We start from the raw sequence: 15,238 nt of genomic DNA, 5'->3' as shown, positions 1-15,238 counted from the left end.
AATAAAAAATAAAAGACACTTCATCTTAAAGATGAAATAAACCCTAACAGCAAACATTAAAAAATCCCCGACATAATCGGGGATTTTAATTTTATGTATACTATATTTTGTAGAACCTTATTGTGCCAATGAAATTCTCACCTGAACTCCTGCCCTTGTATTTGTAATGGCCGCACTTGATTGTACATAAGGCACTACTTTTCTTCTGTCGTAAAAGAGTTTAATATTTACCCTGCTATTCAGGAAATAATCTATTGTTGGCGTAAAGGTAATTTCTTTGCTACCTGCAGTTGGTATCGTATTGTCTTGATCCAATCTGCTATTCGATGTAGCATTATCTCTTATTTTAAAATCAAATCTGAAATTGATCTCATTATCTAATTTACCTGAACCGCTTTTGCTTAAGAATTTAGGGAGTTTAAATCCACCCAATAATTTTAAGCCGCGTTTACGGAAACCTGCGCCAACTGAGAACTCTGTAGATCTCGTTTCACTCAATTGAAAATCGATTAAACTCAAACTTAATGTTCTTGATTTTGCATATTCAAATTTCGCCTGCAGTTGATTAGTGAACATCATATCTACGCCTATCATAGGAGCAAATTGTTCCTGAATAGTAATATTAGGCACTAAGAAGTATGGCACAAAGTTTTTAGAGATAGTATCATAAAATGAAGGATAACCAGTATTGCTTATATCCTGATACAATAATGCTGATGTAAATCCATTCATACTCAAATTACCATTGTAACCATGCGACACTGTGAAGTTGGTAAATATTTTATCCAATCCTTTTATTCTGCTCAAGCCGCTATAATCTATCTTCCAGTTTGGCCTTGGTATGATATTTTTGAAAGGATTAGATTTTATGTTTGGATTACTTTGTTTTATCAATCCAACCTTTTGCGGATCTTGCCCGGTATAAGCAGCAATAAAAGCAGGAATTAACACATCCGTCGCATATTTATTATACCCCTTGTAAAATTCTCCGGGTATTCCGTCTGAATTTGGATTTAACTTACCTAAACGTTCAGATAATATCTGACGGTTATTCTGGAATGTTATAAATGTTTGTGACACTCTGTTAGGATCAAATTTTCCGAACAAGGTTTTGTAGGCAATATAGCTCACATCAAAACCACCACCTGCATAAGGACTTAAATGTCCGAAATTATTTCCGGAGCCAGTAGTGTCTTTGAACAATTCAGAATAATTCTTATTGAATGTTTTGTTCACATTAATACTGATCGTCAGATCTCTTATCGGCTCTAATTGAGCTGTAAAGGTTAATCGTTGATCAAAAGACTGTTGCAAAATTGTGCTGAACATACTGTCTTTTGTTATCAATCCTTTTTTAGCAGCATTATTCAACCAGGTTGTATCCGGTTGTCTACCCAATACAAAGTCCAATCCCGGAGCCATACTCTTCCAGTTTTGTCCTACAAACTGACTACTATCAGTATACCCTGGCAAACGAGTGTTGGCATTTTCAGACAACGATACATTTACCTGTTTCACACTGGTGATCAATTTTCCAAATATTCTACCGATCGTTCCCACATCCGGCATCGCATTTTTATCTTTTATCTTACGAATCTTCAACCGTTTTACTTCTTTAACCTTCACTCCATCTCGTACAACATATTTAAATACAGTGTCTGTTCTGGTAGTAACATTTCTTGTTTGTCCTGTTACTCTAGGTTGATCGATTGCTCTAAAGAATTTCAATTTATTATAGAGTCTGGTAAAATCTAACTGCGCTGTACCTTCTCTTTGTTGACCATTTTCCAAAATATTACCCAGGTTAACCGCTAATCTGGAAGCACCGATCCAACGGTAGGTTGCCTGATATTTCAGATTAACTGTTGTCCAATCCAACAAAGGAAATTTGGATGTAGGTAAAGTGTAAGAAAAATTAGCTGTTTGATTATACAATGTATTTCTTCCCCCTTTAAGGAAGTTAGTACGTACAGTATCTTTCTTTTCTTTGGTATCTAATCTACCGTAAGGCTCATCAATACGAGAGTTATTGGTAGCAGTCAGATCGAAATTAAGTGAACGTGTAAAACCCCAGCGCATGATATAGTCTCTCTGGAAAGTGAAAAACTTATCATAGGTTTCTGGTATCTTATACTTAGATGCACCAATACTTCTCGGACGAACAGCACCAAACTGACGATGGATATCTGCTCTGAAACTTAACTGAGACGGAACCGGATTAAAGTTGAAATCCTTTACCAGGTCAAACCAATGTGTTTTACGTTTTTTAAAAAACTTGATCTTTTTAAATGGTTCAATATATTTTGGTTGCGGCGCAAAATTGTACCCCAATCCTCCTCTATGCCTTGTTACTTCATTATTTTCTATTAAAGGATTATGTGCTCTAATATTGATGTAAGAATAACTGGCATCAAAGTTTGATATATCGTAGATCTTAGGTTTTTTATTCCCGGTTCTGTTTTTTCTTACGTTGGTAAAATTCAATGTTTTGGTACTGGTAAAATCTATCGCATCCCTTCTTATAGAATCTCTTTGCGATGATTGAGCCGTACTCAATTTATCCTTTAAGCGAATATCCATATCATATGGATCATATTCGGGTTTACTGATCGCTTGTGAATAGCTGGCAAATACCGGTATTGAAATTGCCGCTTTTTTAGGTAACAGTTTACCTAATTCCAAATTAGCTGCAATATCAAATTGTTTGTAGTCATCCCTATATCTGTCATTGGCTCTTTGTTCCAATGTTCCAAAGCCCTGACTATGTGTTGATACAGATGCACTAATGGTTCCAAGGTCCGCCAACGTCATATCTACTCTACCCATAGCAGCCCATCCTCCCTTTTCGTCGATAGAGGTTAATCGTAGTTCATTTACCCAAACCTCACCGCATGCATTCAGGTTATTTGAATTTTCTACACTGATCAATACACCTCTTATTTCTCCCAAATTAGGATCACCTAAAATCGAGTATGTTTGACCGTTAGATTGCTGTTGCCTGTAAATAGTAGTTGAAGGGCAGGTAGTACAGAAATTCCTCTCTTGTTTAAGCTTGGTCAATTGAGTCAGATCAACATCCAGATTATTGATGGCCCTCCACAGAGAATCATTGTAAGCATCCGTATCGGGATTAAGATTTCCCACAGAAAGCGGAGTGAGGTAAAGAGGTATTTTGATTTCGTAATAATTATTTACAAAATCAGTACCGATTCTTATCACCGCATTCAAGTCTTTATCTTTTATACCAAAAGGTGTTTTAATATTATTTTCTGCATGCAGGTACATCGACAGGTTTCTGTACTGACGGAGATCTCTGTTGGCAAAAGTTTGAAACACCCCTCTTGTATCGTCTTTTCCTAATCCGCAGAATTTCAATGTCATGCTTTGTTCATTCTGCAAAAGATTAACCCCATTGTTACTTTGAATTTGCTGACGTTGAATATCTTTTGGAGTACGATAAGGTAATGGTGAACGTTTATCATTTTCTTCAATACTTACACCACCTACGCTGAAATCTACACTACTGCTGATAGGATTATAATTACCGGTTGTATCCACTTTGTATTTAAACTGGCGCCATATATTCCTTGTCAATTGTAATTGACCAAAACGCATGGTAACACTATCTTCAAAATCTGTTAAGAACATTCTGATAAAACGAATAGATTTAAAATCAGGAATATTCCCAATTTTTGCATCGTAAGCATTTATCGGAATTCTGAATTGATACCACTTCTCTTCTCTTGTACTGCCATCAGCCGGTTTCACTGTTACAGTTTTCTTATCAACAATAAAATTATTCCCGATCTCCATTTCTGTATTTCCATCAGGCTTGATATCTACTGTATATTGAAAATACTCCTCCACCTCATTGAGTGTATTGTCTCTGTTCAGATCTTCTGCATCGGGATATAATGTTGCAGCAGAAGAAAACTCAGAACCGTCATTTACTTTTGAGTTCCCCTGCGGATTGTTGAAGTTTTTGTACCGTTTTAATATTCCGTCTGCCCCCGTAAAAGTAGCATCCCTGTAATGAACATAATCATCCAATGACGGGTCTTTCGCCACTTTTGCGTATGCATTGGGATTTAAAATTGCCTGTAATTTATTAAGGTATGGCTGACGCTGAACGATTTCAGAATCATCATCCAATCCGTCAAAACCAACATCCTGGTATTGTCTATCATCGGCATTATTACTAAATGCATTTGTAACCTGTATTGGATTGCGTGGCACTTTACCCCAGGTAGATGTATCAATTTGTGCAGGGGCATTAGGAGTTGGTAATCCATTTTCATAAAACCTTCTGCCATCTTTTAATATGTCTTCAGAAATATTTCCAAGATTGAAATACAATTTACCCCCGGTAGAACTGGTTGCATTTGGATTACGAGGAGTATTGATAAATGGATCCTGCAACCAGAATTCGATGAATTCGATATTCGCAGTTTCAAAATCTGTTTGATCTATATTTCTCATTAGCCCACCCCATCTGCTTCGAGGATTTTTCAATCTGCCATCACTACTAACACTCAATGCATCATCATCAAAGTTATATGGACCTTTCTCTGTTGGATAATATGACAGATCGAAAGTCACTAATTGATTTTGTCCAAAACTTGTTGTTCGCTGAGGAAATATTTCGCTTTGATAAATAGTCCTTACTCTCGGGTCGCTAAGCTCTTCTCTGTTAGTCGCTAATGGATTATTATTTCCTTTGTACAATTGTAATGATGGTTCTATCTGATACCAGGCAATTTTTGCTCTGTTCTTACCATAATCAATATTATTGTTAAGGCTTCCTTCCAAAAATATTTTATTACCAAATGCATCGGTAGCTCCTTGCGGTGTAGAAGCCAAAGCCCAACTCACCGCAGGAAAACGCAAATCAATTCCGGAACGACTGCCTTCAAAATCATCAATGTATACTGCTCCTTTACTACCACTACCAATTTGTGGCGCATGGCCCGGCTTCAATACAGCCATTTCGCCATAGGCATTAATTGTTGATGGTACTGTTGTTTGATAAAAAGGAAGTTTATCTAACCATTTTGTTAATCGTGGCATTTCCTTTCTGTAATTCACGTCTAATCCATACATCGTATTACGGATCGGATCTTCATTATAATTTACTTTCGTAAAAAATGGTCTTTCTCCCAAACGTACAACCGTACCGCCTATAGCTAATTGTTCTTTTACAGTATTCTTAGCCATATAATCCAGTCGTAATCCCAGATAATTTCTTTGCTGTATACCAAAGGCTGCATTATTTTCATAATTCACCTGAACCGGCAAGCCTGCATTCAAAACTGCCTGATTGGTAATTTTTATTGTCCCCAGATCATAATTAATGTCATAATCTGTACCTTCTATCAATGTTTGACCACCGGCAGTAACGGTAACGCTACCACGAGGGATATTATATCCGATACTTATATCAGAAGATCCGGAAGTACGGGCAGAGCCCTTCATCACAAACCTGTTTAGGTTAGGATATTGCTGAGCAACTGCTTTTATAGAATCATACAGGGCATAGTACAGTGTATCCTTTACTGTAGGAGGCACAACAGTATATATTTGTTCCGCCAGATCTCGTCCAAAAGGTTGTAACACCGGAAATATGATACGACTGTAATAAGACAATACAGTATATCCTTCTACATAATCAAATACACCATCGGGTTGCGGATCTAACTGACTATTCAACCTATCTAAATTATCCAACGTTAGAATTGGTGTTCCCTGATTTTTATCTCCGAATGGAACATATCTTTTTTCACCTAAACTTGGTTCCTGATACAATAAATTCAATTTAAAATCAGTGGGAGATAATGTACCATACCCTACCGAATAAACATTCTTCATCATCAATCCCCAAATAGGCAGGCTCGTTCTTTGTGAAGTAGCTTTTAATAATTTTAAGAATAAAACTTTTTGGGTAGCAGATGCGCTATCCGGAGGAAGATCCTGTGAGAATTCACCAACCTGATAAATTTTTCCGTTGTAAGAATATTGATAGGCTACTGCTAATACTTCATCTGTTTGAAGTGGCTGACTTAAAGAAATGAAACCAACCTGGCGGTTAAAAATATATTGTGTTGAATCTAGTTTACGTGCAAATGTTTTTTCGAAATCCTGCACCGGGGCAAGCCCAAAACTTTGCAGATTGCTTACGATCATTGCCGGGTTTCTGTTATTGGGATCACTGATTATTTTACTGTATAGATCGTTTGTTCCATTAGAAGGAGGTGCAAAGCTACTCAATACATTCACCAATGGAGGCTGACGGTACGGAGTTCTTTCTCCCAGATCCATCAAGCCCACAACATCCCTAGTATCTGTCGTACTACCATTACGATTAGTAACCCATACCTCTAAACGAAGTATTTGTACAGGAGTAGTTACAGCTGGCAAATTCTTCATCACCTGATTGTAATTATCTTTAAAATATTGCCCTAATAAAAAATGCCTGTTTTCTTCATAATCGTCAGCCTTTAATTCGATTGGTTGGGAGGCTGCCCCACCTTGAAGGTTTACACTTTGTCGTTGTGATTTTTGATTGGCTAAGACTGCTGTAACATTCAACTTACCAAATTGCAATTGTGTTTTTAATCCAAACAACTGTTGGGCTCCGGGAATTAAAGTACTACGTGAAGGAAAGCTTACATTACCCGCCTCTAATCGTTTTATAATTTCATCATCAACGCCGGTATAATCTAATTTCAATTGATTGTCTTGCCCGAAATTAGCCAGCGTATTGTAATTGATAGGAAACTTTAGTTTATCTCCGATATTAGCGTTTACATTTACCTGGGCATTCATGTCAAAATCAAAGCCGCCATTTTTTCTTGCTCTTTCTGGTAACGTTGGATTAGCAATGTTTTGCCCCTGATAACCAGCCGTAACATCAACATTCCCCTGCGGAGTGATCTCTATTTTACCATTGCCAAACAATCTATTAAAAAGATTATCATACAGAGCTAATTTTGGTTTGGTCAATTTGCGATTGAGCAAATTCATTGTATTGGCTCGTTTTCTAAAATATTCTACTTCTGCTTGCCTGCTGCGTAATTTCCAATATTCATCAAAAGTATAAGTAGTAGGTGTACGGTAATATCGGTTACCGATCTTTTCATACACAGTATACAATTGAGTAGTCTGATCATACACTACAGAATCTGTAATATTTGGCGGAAGGTTAAAATCGTAGGTACTTTTTTTATCTCCTGTATAATCAGCCCTTCTGTCGTGGATAGGAAAAAGAAGCCCTCCATCATTTTTCGGCTCTGTAGTATCACCAATGATGAAAGGAAATTTAGTATCTGTATTTTCTGCGGTAGCGGATATCGATACTGTTGTAATCAACAGTAATTGTAATACCCAAAACCATGCCCTCTGTTTTGTGAATTTTTTATTGCTCAACATTCAGTAAATCAATTAATGTAGATTATTGTCAAATGGCTTTTAGGGCTTTTTTAATAAGTGCTTCTAAGTTACTAATATTTGGTTCAGATAAAACAATTTTTTGTATTGCTGTTTCGGCTTGAGAACGGGATATCCCCAATGCTATCAATGCATTTAGTCCATCCTGCTGTAACCCACCTGCTTGTAAAGAAGGAGTATTACTATCTGTAGCAATTTTTCCAACTTTATCTTTTAGTTCCAATACAAGCCGTTCGGCTGTTTTTTTGCCTATCCCTTTGATGCTTTCCAGCAACTTTACGTTGCTTTGCAAAATAGCTCTGCTTATTTCATCGGGTTTCAGACCCGAAAGCATCATTCTTGCGGTAGAGGCTCCTACACCGGATACACCAATTAACTGAACAAACATTTCTTTTTCTGCCTTATCAAAAAAACCAAATAACGTATGCCCGTCTTCCTTTATCTGCAGGTAAGTAAATAATTTCCCCTGATCAAGATTTTGAATATGGGAATAGGTATTCAAACTGATATTTACTTCATATCCAACTCCATTTATATCAATATAAACCTGTGTTGGCGTTTTTTCCGTAAATTTTCCTTGCAGATATGCGTACATAATTCAATATCAATCAATAGCGAAAATAAGGATTATTTTTCAGTGTAATGGTTAAAATGAACCTTACAATATTTCTCGTACTTTTGCAGTCATCTTTTTAACAAAGAATTCATAAATTCCTGATTAACAATGCAAAAAATTAACGCTGCTATTACCGCCGTTGGTGGATATGTGCCTGAATACAGATTAACAAATGCCATTTTGGAAACACTTGTAGAAACAAATGATGAGTGGATCAAAAGCAGAACCGGTATTGAAGAAAGAAGAATTTTGAAGGGTGAGGGGTTGGCTACTTCAGATCTGGCAGTGCCTGCAGTATTGGAACTTTGTAAAAAAAGAGGTATTGATCCTATGGAAATTGACTGTTTAATCTGTGGCACGGTTACACCAGATATGATCTTTCCATCTACAGCCAATTTAATTTGTGATAAAATTGGAGCAAAAAATGCCTGGGGATTTGACTTAAGTGCTGCCTGTTCAGGATTTTTGTTTGCTTTAACTACCGGGGCTTCATTTATTGAAAGTGGCAGATATAAAAAAGTGGTAATAGTGGGTGCGGATAAAATGAGCTCAATTGTTGATTACAGCGACAGAACCACTTGTATTATTTTTGGTGATGGCGCCGGTGCTGTTTTGCTGGAGCCTACTACAGAAGAGGTTGGTGTTAAAGACAGTCTTTTAAGATCTGATGGCGCAGGTAAAGATTTTCTTCACATGAAAGCAGGAGGCTCTTTAAAACCTGCAAGTATTGAAACTGTCACAGCTAAAGAACACTATATCTTTCAGGAGGGACAAACTGTATTTAAAGCTGCCGTGAAAGGCATGGCTGATACAGCTTTTGAACTATTAGAACGAAATAAATTAACGGGTGATGATATTGCCTGGCTTGTACCTCATCAGGCCAATAAAAGAATTATTGATGCTACTGCAAACCGTATCGGTCTTTCTCATGACAAAGTAATGTTGAATATCCAGAAATATGGTAACACTACTGCAGGTACCATCCCTCTTTGTTTATGGGACTGGGAAAAACAATTACACAAAGGAGATAACCTCGTATTAGCTGCTTTTGGTGGCGGATTTACCTGGGGAGCTACTTTGATAACCTGGGGATACGATAGTAAATAATTAACTTCTTCAAAATAAAATTAAAAAGGCCGCCGGTAAACCGACAGCCTTAGAGGTTGACCTTATCCCTCTGTACCAAAAATTATTTTTATCAACGCTAGCTTACCAGCCATTGTTGCATATTTGATTACCACTGAAATACGAATGAAAATGTTACTTGCAAAGAACAAGCTATGCTTATCTACAAAGCAATGAATGCGCAAAAGAAATGGAAATAGTGCGTATAATTGTTTAATAAAATAGATTAATAATTAAATAAATATTAAACAAAAAATCTCCCTACAAACTTACAATCCTTTACAGCAAAGAATTACAACCAAATTTACACCTTGTCAAACTAGAGAAAAAAGCGTTGACAATTATTTGATTAATATCAATATTTTTTTTGAATTAGAGGATATGCCGATCGGCAATTTTTTATCCGGCATCAGAGATCGATAGTTTTTTACGAACCCGACTTAGCGTTTCCAATGTGATACCTAAAAAAGACGCTATATATTTTAGCGGAACCCTATTGGCCAAATGGCTATGCATACGTAAAAAATAGAGGTATTTATTTTCGGCATTTGTTAGACGGGCAATAAGTGCTCTGTTTTCTGCATCACGATAATAGCTTTGATATACCTTTCGTGCCACGATATTATACTCAGGAAATTTAAGATAAAGCTTTTGAAGATTGTTATAAGATATCCCTATCAGATCACAATCTTCCAGTGCCTGAATATTTTCAATAGCAGTCACCTGGAGATCAAAACTGGAAATGGAGGTAACCAGTTCATTATCGATACTGATCCATGTAGTAATATCTCTCGTGTTTTCTTTTATGTAGCCACGTAATGCGCCTGTCCTGATAAAATAAAGGGTTCTGCAAATCTCTCCGGTTTTTAACAGATGTTTCCCTCGTTTACATGTGGTGAAAAAACAATTCGCCTGTAAATAAGCAACTATATCATCCCCCAAAGGATGTATATGATTGATGGCATACACCAATGCCGATATATCATCTTGATCATTCTTACGTCTCATGTTTGTTTCAAAATTATTATCGTCGCCTTCAAGTATCTATCAACAGAAAGCTACTTTAAGTTCCGCATATAAAAAGCAAAATCTGTTTGCGGAATATTATCAATACCCAATTGACGAAACATCGTTACAATTTGGCCACGGTGATAAGTGCCATGATTAAAAATATGCAATAGCACTTCATTCACCGGTTGTTTAAACTGTTCTTTCTTTGAATTTTGATAGGCAAATACATGCTGTATTTGATTATCTGAAGCAGCTTTTACCCAACTTTCCCATTTACCGGATTGCTCATTGAGTTCAACAACTAGATCTGAAAAACTTCCGGTAAAATGCTGGCTTGGAACAACTACCAGCTCAGTCAACTTGATCCGCTGCCACCAGATACTTTCTGCATCCAACAAATGCAATGCTGTTTTGTAAATGCTGGGGAAACTACTGGCAATTTCCTGCCGAACCTGTTCTTCCGTCAATAAACCTGCCCGGTCAAATATTTTTTTATTTGCCCAGGCATTGTAAGATGCATATTTGGATAAGAGTTCTTTCATCTTTCAAATAAAATTAAATATTTTCTGCTTTATCTGTTCGTTTAGTTCCACTATATAATTCATATTCAAATAACCTGCAATCTATTTTACTAGTGTAAAATTCTATTCGTCTTGATGGTTTAAGTCCTATTTTTTTTCCTAACTCCAGATTACCCGTAAATATATAACCTGTGTAGCCCTTGCATTCCTTTTTCATAAAATCACCGATACGTTTATACGTTATTTGCAACTCCGCTTCTACTCCTAATCTATCCCCATATTCCGGGTTAAAGTAAATAACTCCATTTTCATTCTCCGGGATCGGCGTGGTTTCGAAATCTCCTATAGCAAACTGTATCAGGTTCTCAACACCAGCTGCTCCTGCATTTATTTTTGAAATATTAACAGCATCTGTACTGATATCAGTTGCAATAATTTTTAACCCCGGCACTTCAATTATTTTTTCGTCTAACCGTTTACGTTGCATTTCATACATTTCCTTATTGTATCCTACCAAATGCATAAAGGCATAGTTATTTCTGTAAAGGCCTGGTCTACGATTTGTAGCCAATAACGCTGCTTCGATAGCAACTGTGGAAGAACCGCACATTGGGTTAATGAATGGAGATCTCCTATCCCACTTGGTTGCCAGCAAAGTAGCTGCAGCTAGTGCTTCCAGCATTGGAGCCTTCCCTGGTATCTTTCTGTACCCATGTTTAGATAAAGTTTCTCCCGAAGTATCAATGAAGATCTCTGCAATCTCTTCTTTCCAATACAAATGAATGACAGTTTTATCTAACTCCGGTCCGGAGTTAGGTCGCTGCCCAGTTCGGTTACGAAATCTATCTACAATTGCATCCTTCACTTTTACATTCGCAAACAGGCTATTATTAATAGTTTCATTATCTACATTACTGCTGATAGAAAAATATCCATCAGGAGCAATGATATCCTCCCACTCAAAATTTAATAAAGCATTGTACAGATCATCGGCATTTCTTGCATTGAATTCCTGTATTAAAAATAACACCTGACTTGCGCAACGAAGATTTAAATTTAATTGTATACAATCTGCCAGTGTTCCTTTTAATTCTACACCGGTTTTGAAAACACGGACAGGAGTAAAGCCTAATTCTTCTATCTCCTGCTGAAGATAGGGTGACAAACGGTTACTGCAGGTAACGATAATTTTATTGGTAGTAGTAAAGAGTTGCATATTATGTTGTAAAAGTAGTCAATAGAACTGAGTTGAGAATGCCCTGAAAAAAGATTATATTGTGTAATGGATATTCAAAAAGATATCAGGCTTGCTGTATTGATTGATGCAGACAATGTGCCTTATAGTAATGTAAAAGGGGTGATGGAGGAGATTGCTAAATATGGCACTCCTACTTTTAAAAGAATTTACGGAGATTGGACCAGGCCGACCGTATCGGGCTGGAAAAATGTTTTACTGGAAAATGCCATTACTCCTATACAGCAATATAGTTATACCAGTGGTAAAAACTCCAGTGATAGTGCATTGATAATTGACGCCATGGATATTTTATACTCTGGTAAAGTGGATGGATTTTGTATTGTATCCAGTGATAGTGATTTTACAAGGCTTGCAACAAGATTAAGAGAAGCTGGCATGAAAGTATTTGGGATCGGACAAAAGAAAACACCCAATCCATTTATAGTGGCTTGTGATAAATTTATCTATATGGAGATCATTCCTGTATTTGAATCTGTTGAGACCGAAACGCCAAAAACCAAAACACATAAACCTGCGGCTAAGCCAGTTGTAGACAAAGTCAATAAAGAAACGTTGAAATTAATTGCTGCATCGATCAATGATCTTGCAGATGAAAATGGATGGGCTTTTTTAGGAGATGTAGGCAATCTTATATTAAAAAAACAACCAAATTTCGATCCGAGAAATTTTGGGTTTTTAAAACTTACCCCATTGATAAAATCATTACCTCAATTTGAAATAGACAAAAGAGAAACGGATAAAGCCGGCATTAAGCTGGTATATATTCGTAATAAAGAATGATAAACATTACAGCATTTTGGCCAAACATTTTTTCAAACTTTCTTTCCATTCAGGAATTGTAATAGCAAAAGTTTGCTGAATTTTCGAGGTGTCCATTACCGAGTATGCCGGACGTTTTGCCGGTGTAGGGTATTGTGATGAAGGGATTGGATTAACAACACAAGCACTTCCCGACAGTTCTTTTATTGCCACCGCAAATTGATGCCAATTGATCATCCCCTTATTAGAATAGTTATAAATGTTGGAAGTTGGAGGTTGGGAGTTGGAAGTTATTATTTTCATGATCGCCTCTGCAAGATCTGCTGCATAAGTAGGGCATCCAAACTGATCACTCACCACATTGATACTTTCTCTTTCCTTCATAAGTCGCAACATTGTTTTTACAAAATTATTGCCAAAAGATGAGTACACCCAGGATGTACGAATGATAATAGCAGATGGATCATGCTGCAACGCTTCCTGTTCTCCTTTTAATTTGCTGGCTCCATATACCCCAATAGGATTGGTTGTCTGATCTTCTTTTATTGGCTCTGTATTTGTTCCATCAAATACATAATCTGTTGATATATGAATAAGCTGCGTACCCGATGTTTTACAGATTTTTGCCAAATTACCAACTGCATCTGCATTGATAGAATATGCTTTATCAACTTCTGCTTCAGCTTTATCCACAGCCGTATAAGCAGCACAGTTTACACAATAATCTATTGCATGTTGAGAAAAGAAATTCTTTACTGCTGAAAAATCATCAATAGGCAACTCGTTTCTTGTTACAAACAAAAAAGAATATTCAGGATAAGATGCAGCAATAACCTGCATTTCCTGCCCAAGCTGACCGTTAGCACCGGTAACTAAAATAGTAGGCATAGTGAGTATTAAAAAACAAAATTATGTACACAGTCGGCAATAAGCGGATTATGCATATCTTTTTCCGACAATATCTGCTTATCAATAGGAATTCTCCAATCAATACCATGGGCGGGATCGTTATACAATACACCTCCTTCGCTTTCTTTATTGTAAAACTGATCAACCTTATACAATACTTCGGCTGTTTCACTCAATACAGAATATCCGTGTGCAAATCCTTGCGGCACCAGTAATTGCTTTTTATTTTCTGCAGACAATTCTATACTGAAAGATTTTCCAAAAGTTGGAGAACCTTTACGCAGATCCACCACTGCATCTAAAATAGACCCACTAAGTGCTCTGATCAATTTCGTTTGTGCGTAGGGGTTTAGTTGATAATGCAATCCTCTTATCACCCCGTAAGATGATTTAGCCTGGTTATCCTGAATGAATTTTATTTCAATCCCTTCTGCAGAAAATACATTAGCATTATAGCTTTCGAAAAAATAACCTCTGTCATCTGCATGTACTTTAGGTTCAAAAATCACTAACCCGGGAAAATCTGTTTTTATAAACGGCATAAATTAATTGTGATATTATTCTTCTATATAGTGGATGAATGTTTGGCTGTATAAAGGTTCTTAAAATATTCAATGGTTTCAATTAATCCATCGTCAAATTTTTTGGTAGGAACATACCCGAGCATTTTTTTTGCCAGTGATATGTCTGCCAAAGAATCTCTGACATCTCCCTGTCTTGCTTCTCTATATGTAGGTTCAAAATCACTTTCTAAATATTCTTTGCAGGAAGTATACAATTTATTGATGGAAAAATTCTCGCCGATGGCTACATTGTATACTTTATTCATTGATTCTGGATTGCCTGAAAGCATAGCCCGTATATTCATTTGTACAGCATTATCAACAAAAGTAAAGTCTCTGGTTTGTTCTCCGTCTCCATTGATGAAAACCGGCGTCTTTTTAATTATCCCTTTTACAAATAATGGAATGACCGCAGCATATTGCCCATCAGGATCCTGCCTTGGACCAAAAACATTAAAATATCTTAGCCCTATCAAATTCAAACCATAAACACCGGCAAATACTTGTGCATACAACTCATTTGTTTTTTTGCTGACAGCATAAGGAGAAAGACAATTTCCTACACGGCTTTCAATTTTTGGAAGCGATTTTTCATCTCCATAAACAGAAGATGAAGAAGCGTATACTACCTGCTTCACTTTATTATCTACTGCCGCCTTTAACATATTCACAAACCCACTTACATTTACTTCGGTTGAAACAGATGGAAAAGCAATAGAACGTGGCACTGAACCTAATGCAGCCTGATGACTTACATAATCTATACCAATACATGCCTGGTTGCATATTTCTGCATTTCTGATATCACCAGAAATAAATTCAAAACCAGGGTATTGCCGCAGAATATGGAGATTAGACTCAAATCCATTTTCCATATTATCGAGCACACGTACTTTTTTTGCACCATTTCTCAATAAATATTCTGCAATATGGCTTCCGATAAAACCAGCACCACCAGTAACTAAAAAACTATAGTTCGCCAGATCTTTTGTATGGAATATATTATTCATGTTGTTGATACTACCGGGAGTGA

The 15,238-nt window shown here is 36.7% G+C and carries 10 protein-coding genes; 2 read left to right on the top strand and 8 right to left on the bottom strand.

Annotated features, from left to right (window positions below):
* Positions 1-117: 117 nt before the first annotated feature.
* Together sov and ruvA are read right to left on the bottom strand one after the other, a co-directional pair.
* Positions 118-7,365 carry a T9SS outer membrane translocon Sov/SprA gene (gene sov / locus LK994_RS07560; RefSeq protein WP_229759463.1) on the bottom strand — a complete coding sequence of 2,416 codons (7,248 nt, stop codon included), beginning with the start codon at positions 7,363-7,365 and terminating at the stop codon, positions 118-120.
* 88 nt (positions 7,366-7,453) lie between these two features.
* Complete coding sequence (gene ruvA, locus LK994_RS07555) at positions 7,454-8,038, bottom strand: Holliday junction branch migration protein RuvA (protein WP_229759462.1); 585 nt, start codon at positions 8,036-8,038, stop codon at positions 7,454-7,456.
* A gap of 129 nt (positions 8,039-8,167) precedes the next feature.
* Here ruvA and LK994_RS07550 point away from each other — a divergent pair, with 129 nt between their 5' ends.
* On the top strand, positions 8,168-9,166 hold the full coding sequence (locus LK994_RS07550) for a beta-ketoacyl-ACP synthase III (RefSeq protein WP_229759461.1): 999 nt from the start codon (positions 8,168-8,170) through the stop codon (positions 9,164-9,166).
* Between the two features lie 417 nt (positions 9,167-9,583).
* On the opposite strand, the gene LK994_RS07545 is transcribed toward LK994_RS07550, so the two are convergent.
* The 3 genes from LK994_RS07545 to LK994_RS07535 are packed head-to-tail and all read right to left on the bottom strand — an operon-like array spanning position 9,584 to position 11,932.
* A complete protein-coding gene (locus LK994_RS07545) occupies positions 9,584-10,192 on the bottom strand; it encodes a Crp/Fnr family transcriptional regulator (protein ID WP_229759460.1) in 609 nt (202 codons plus the stop codon).
* A 50-nt stretch (positions 10,193-10,242) separates the two neighbouring features.
* Positions 10,243-10,737 carry a DinB family protein gene (locus LK994_RS07540; RefSeq protein WP_229759459.1) on the bottom strand — a complete coding sequence of 165 codons (495 nt, stop codon included), beginning with the start codon at positions 10,735-10,737 and terminating at the stop codon, positions 10,243-10,245.
* Positions 10,738-10,750: 13 nt separating this feature from the next.
* Entirely contained in the window at positions 10,751-11,932 is a 1,182-nt protein-coding gene (locus LK994_RS07535; RefSeq protein ID WP_229759458.1) for a THUMP domain-containing class I SAM-dependent RNA methyltransferase, read from the bottom strand.
* A gap of 66 nt (positions 11,933-11,998) precedes the next feature.
* Between LK994_RS07535 and LK994_RS07530 the strand changes: the two genes are divergently transcribed.
* Positions 11,999-12,754, top strand: a complete 756-nt coding sequence (locus LK994_RS07530) for an NYN domain-containing protein (RefSeq protein ID WP_229759457.1) — start codon at positions 11,999-12,001, stop codon at positions 12,752-12,754.
* A gap of 6 nt (positions 12,755-12,760) precedes the next feature.
* Here the strand turns inward: LK994_RS07530 and rfbD are convergent, their stop codons facing one another.
* Genes rfbD through LK994_RS07515 form a run of 3 tightly spaced genes read right to left on the bottom strand, consistent with a single transcriptional unit; the run spans position 12,761 to position 15,215 of the window.
* A complete protein-coding gene (gene rfbD, locus LK994_RS07525) occupies positions 12,761-13,621 on the bottom strand; it encodes a dTDP-4-dehydrorhamnose reductase (protein WP_229759456.1) in 861 nt (286 codons plus the stop codon).
* Positions 13,622-13,629: 8 nt separating this feature from the next.
* Entirely contained in the window at positions 13,630-14,184 is a 555-nt protein-coding gene (gene rfbC, locus LK994_RS07520) for a dTDP-4-dehydrorhamnose 3,5-epimerase (RefSeq protein ID WP_229759455.1), read from the bottom strand.
* Positions 14,185-14,207: 23 nt separating this feature from the next.
* Positions 14,208-15,215: an SDR family oxidoreductase gene (locus LK994_RS07515; RefSeq protein WP_229759454.1), complete on the bottom strand. Its 1,008-nt coding sequence runs from the start codon at positions 15,213-15,215 to the stop codon at positions 14,208-14,210.
* Between the last annotated feature and the right edge of the window lie 23 nt (positions 15,216-15,238).

Origin of the sequence: Ferruginibacter lapsinanis (genome assembly GCF_020783315.1) — a bacterium.
Lineage (GTDB): Bacteria > Bacteroidota > Bacteroidia > Chitinophagales > Chitinophagaceae > Ferruginibacter > Ferruginibacter lapsinanis.
Note: the sequence above shows the minus strand (reverse complement) of the source record. Positions and strands in the feature narration are given on the sequence as shown.